This window comes from Spirillospora sp. NPDC046719, assembly GCF_040645715.1.
Taxonomy (GTDB): Bacteria; Actinomycetota; Actinomycetes; order Streptosporangiales; family Streptosporangiaceae; genus Spirillospora.
In genome coordinates, this window is the sequence record NZ_JBEYYT010000279.1 from 8,391 (window position 1) to 12,753 (window position 4,363).

A 4,363-nucleotide genomic window follows, 5' to 3' on the forward strand; every position below is an offset into this window, starting at 1 on the left:
GGCCGAGCGCCGGCCTCGCACCGCGCCCGCGCGGTGCGAGGTGCCCTGTGAAGACGGCGGTTACCTCTCATCGCCCGCCATCGGGCACCATGGGGTCGCCATGGTCGATGCCCTCATCGCGTTCGTTGCGACCCTTGGTGCCCTCGCGGCCACCGGGTTGCTCGTCCAGCGCGCCTACAAGGACCGGCTGCTCTACCTCATCGCCTGGTCGTTCACCCAGGTCGGACTGACCCTCGCGCTGCTGTGCATGGCCATCGGCTTCATGGCCGGCTACAACGGCCTGTTCTTCCGCATCATGGAGCTCGGCGCGGCGCTGATCGGACCGGTGTGGCTGGCCCTCGGCATGATCGAGCTGATCGCCCGGTACGTCCAGGTCCGGTTCGCCGCCTGGCTGTTCACGATCTCCTACACGGTCGTCGCGATCGTCATCCTGCTGGTCGACCCGCTCAAGGGCTCGCTGTCCAAGAGCCTGCCGAAGCCGAGCGCCACCTACGACGCGCTGCCGCTGCTGCTGATCGACGGCGCGCACGTGGTCGCGGTGATCGCGCTGGTCGGCTGCACGGGCGTCACCGCGTGGCTGGCGAGCAAGCGCGACCGCGAGGCCGGCGAGCTGCTCATCCCCGTCGCGCTCGTCGCGCTCGCGGGGGTGCTGGTGGTCAGCGGCACCCGCGGGTTCCTGCCCGCCCCGCTCGCGATCATCGCGCTCGGCGGCGCGGCGGGCCTCGTCTGGTACGGCGCGATGCGCACCATCCCGGTGTACGAGGACGACGAGGGCTACGACGAGTACGGCGAGGAGTACGCCGACGAGCCCGCCACCGGCTACGAGGAGCAGGCGTACGCGTCGCGCTCCGAGCCGGTCCCGGCGCCGACGCCGCCCGGCGACTCGCGGCGCGGCGAGCTGCGCTTCCCCGAGCCGGCGCCCGCCGAGGAGCTGCGCTTCCCCGACGCGCCCGCGCTGGAGGCCCCGGCCCCCGCGGTCCCCGCGGGCTTCGACCCGTCCGCCTTCGGCTCGGACCCGGCCGGCCCGACCAGCGTCGACGGCCCGCCGCCCGTCCCCGACTCCGTGCTGTCCGGCGGCCCCCTCGCGGGCCCGCTCGGCGGGCTCGGCCCGTCCGGTGCCCCGTCCGGAAGCGGCCTCCCCGACGGGTGCGGCCAGATCACCGTCTACACGCTGCTGGACGGCCGGGAGGACGCCTTCGACCGGCTCGCCGCCGAGCTGGTCAAGGCCGTCCGGGCCGTCGAGCCGGACACGCTGGTCTTCACCTGCCACGAGGTGGTGGGCGGCCCCACCCAGCGGATCTTCTACCAGCTGTTCCGGGACGACGCGGCGTTCGCGACGCACCGGCGCCAGCCGCACCTGCAGCGGTTCCTCGCCGAGTCGCGGACGCACGTCCTGGCCACGAACGTGATCGAGCTGCGGCTCGGCGCGGCCAAGCTGCCGCTGCCCGCGCCCGACCGCCAGGGGAGGTGACCATGCCGGCCGGCGCCCCGGACCGCGAGGTCCGCATCACGCTGCTCGGCAAGCCGGGCTGCCACCTGTGCGAGGACGCCCGCGCGATCATCGAGCGCGTCGCGTCCGAGCTGGACGTGCCGTGGGACGAGCGGGACATCACCCGGTCCGAGGAGGACACCCGGGAGTACTGGGAGCAGATCCCGGTCACGCTGATCAACGGCGTCCAGCACGACTTCTGGCGGGTCGACGAGAACCGCCTGCGCGCCGCGATCGCCAAGGCCCGCGGCACCGCCTGACCCGCACGCCCCGGGCGGCCCTCAACGGACCGCCGCCGGAGCACCGCCCGAGAGCCGCCGAGGCGCCCGCAGGGGTCACGGCCGGGCCCTGAAACAGCGGGCCGGTGAATGTCTCATCGGTCACACCGCGCCGCGGCGCGCCGGGCGGCCCGCCGCCGGTACGGTCACGAAACCCGCTGCTGGACGGGCTTTGGCCGGCGGTGCGCGTCCCGGGCGTCCCACCCGCTCGCCGGGGGGCACTTTGTGCGCGTATTCACAAAGGCTTAACCTGATGGATAGCCCTGGGGCGGTCCGGCCGCGGCCGTGCGGTCCGGCCACGAGCCGGGGTGAGGGGTTCTCGGGCCCCGCCCCCAGCGTCGAGCCCCGAAGAGCAGGCCGTGACATCTCGACAGAACCGCACGCACCGCGACCGCGCGGACCGCGGCATCCCCGAAGCCACCGTCGCGCGCCTGCCCGTCTACCTGCGGGCCCTCACCGGGCTCCAGGAGCGCGGTGTGGCGACCGTCTCGTCCGAGGAACTGGCCGCGGCGGCCGGGGTGAACTCGGCGAAGCTCCGCAAGGACCTGTCCCATCTGGGCTCCTACGGCACCCGCGGCGTCGGGTACGAGGTCGAGTACCTCGTCTACCAGATCTCACGTGAGCTTGGCCTCACCCAGGATTGGGTGGTCGCCATCATCGGTGTCGGTAACCTGGGCCGTGCATTGGCCGGTTATGGCGGATTCGCGTCCCGCGGATTCCGGGTGGCCGGCCTGCTCGACGCCGACGAGGCGATCGTCGGCCAGGAGATCTCCGGCATGACCGTGGAGCACACCGACCGGCTCGAGGACGTGATCGCCGATCACGGCGTGTCCATCGCCGTGATCGCGACCCCGGCGGCCGCCGCCCAGGGGGTGTGCGACCGCGTCGTCGCCGCGGGAGTGACGAGCGTCCTGAACTTCGCGCCGGTGGTGCTGTCGGTGCCGGACGGCGTCGACGTGCGGAAGGTCGACCTGTCCATCGAGCTGCAGATCCTCGCGTTCCACGAGCAGCGCAAGGCCGGGGGGCCGGACGACTACGCCCCCCTGGAGAGCGGCGACGCCCCTCCCGGCGCCACGCAGTACGTAGAGGCGGTTGAAGCATGAGCGGGACGGAGCGGCGCGGCGTCGCCTGGACTGAGGAGCGGCGGAAGCGAGGAACGAGCGACCAGAGCGACGAGGGAAGGCGGCGGCGAATGGAGCCGCGTAGGCTCGCGGGAGACGCAGCATGAGTGTGTTGGTGGTGGGGCTGAGTCACCGGAGCGCGCCCGTGCCGGTGCTGGAGCGCGCCGCGGTGACCGGGGACGACCTGGCGAAGCTGCTGCACGCGGTGCACGAGTCCGCGAACGTCGCGGAGGCGGCGATCGTGTCGACGTGCAACCGGGTCGAGATCTACGCGGTGGTCGACAAGTTCCACGGCGGCGTCTCGGCGATCTCCGAGCTGCTGGCGCTGCACTCCGGCGTGCCGCTGGACGAGCTGTCCCGGCACCTGTACGTGCACTACGAGGAGCGGGCCGTCCAGCACGTGTTCGCGGTGGCGTGCGGGCTGGAGTCGATGGTCGTCGGCGAGGGCCAGATCCTCGGGCAGCTGCGGAAGGCGTTCCGGCTCGGCCAGGACGAGGGGACGCTCGGCCGCGACCTGCACGACGTGCTGCAGCAGGCGCTGCGGGTCGGCAAGCGCGCGCACGCGGAGACCGGCATCGACCAGGCGGGCGCGTCGCTGGTCAGCGTGGGCCTGGAGGTCGCGCAGCGGCACCTCGGCCCGCTGGACGGCGTGCGGGCGCTGGTGGTCGGCGCGGGGTCGATGAGCTCGCTGGCGGCGACGACGCTGAGCCGGGCCGGGGCCCGCGAGGTCGTGGTCGCCAACCGCACGTACGCCAACGCGGCCCGGCTGGCGGAGTCGCTGGAGGTGCCGTCGCGGGCGGTGGAGCTGGCGGCGCTGGACGCGGCGATCGCCGACGCGGACCTGGTGGTGTCGTGCACGGGCGCGACGGGCCTGGTGCTGACGGCGCCGCAGGTGGCGGCGCAGGGCGTCGGGGCGGACGGCCGGGACCGGTTCTTCCTGGACCTGGCGCTCCCGCACGACGTGGACCCGGCCGTCGGCGCGCTGCCCGGGGTGCGGCTCGCCGGGCTGGACGAGCTGCGCACGGCGCAGGAGGCCGCGCGGGCGATCGGCCCCGAGGCGGTGGAGGCGGTCCGGCGGATCGTCCGGGACGAGGTCGAGGCGTTCCTCAGCGCGGCCCGCGCCGCGGCGGTCGCGCCGACGGTGGTGGCGCTGCGCACCAAGGCCGCGGCGGTCGTGGAGTCCGAGCTGACCAGGCTCGCGGGCCGGCTGCCGGAGCTGGACGAGCGGGCCGTCAAGGAGATCCAGCAGACCGTCCGGCGGGTCGCCGACAAGCTGCTGCACGCGCCGACCGTCCGGGTGAAGGAGCTGGCGGCGGCGCCGGGCGGCGACTCCTACGCCGACGCGCTGCGCCGGCTGTTCGACCTGGACCCGAAGGCGCCGGTGGCGGTCGCGCGCGCCGACATGCGCGCCGACGACGACGCCGGGGAGCCGGCGCCCGGGAGCGCTCCGGCGCCGTGGTGCGGGTGCGCGCGTT

Annotated in this window: 4 protein-coding genes; all 4 read left to right on the plus strand. The window is 74.4% G+C overall.

Annotated features, from left to right (window positions below; all coding sequences use genetic code 11):
* Positions 1–100: 100 nt before the first annotated feature.
* Entirely contained in the window at positions 101–1,471 is a 1,371-nt protein-coding gene (locus ABZ914_RS34495) for a putative quinol monooxygenase (protein WP_500198397.1), read from the plus strand.
* Positions 1,472–1,473: 2 nt separating this feature from the next.
* A complete protein-coding gene (locus tag ABZ914_RS34500; RefSeq protein WP_190859393.1) occupies positions 1,474–1,749 on the plus strand; it encodes a glutaredoxin family protein in 276 nt (91 codons plus the stop codon).
* A 377-nt stretch (positions 1,750–2,126) separates the two neighbouring features.
* Positions 2,127–2,870 carry a redox-sensing transcriptional repressor Rex gene (locus tag ABZ914_RS34505; protein WP_190859391.1) on the plus strand — a complete coding sequence of 248 codons (744 nt, stop codon included), beginning with the start codon at positions 2,127–2,129 and terminating at the stop codon, positions 2,868–2,870.
* Positions 2,871–2,991: 121 nt separating this feature from the next.
* On the plus strand, positions 2,992–4,363 hold a 1,372-nt coding region (locus ABZ914_RS34510; protein WP_500198400.1), incomplete at its 3' end, for a glutamyl-tRNA reductase.

Coding starts and splice junctions, on each gene's coding strand:
- ABZ914_RS34495 (WP_500198397.1), top strand. CDS start 101: ATGGTCGATGCCCTCATCGCGTTCGTTGCGACCCTTGGTGCCCTCGCG.
- ABZ914_RS34500 (WP_190859393.1), top strand. CDS start 1,474: ATGCCGGCCGGCGCCCCGGACCGCGAGGTCCGCATCACGCTGCTCGGC.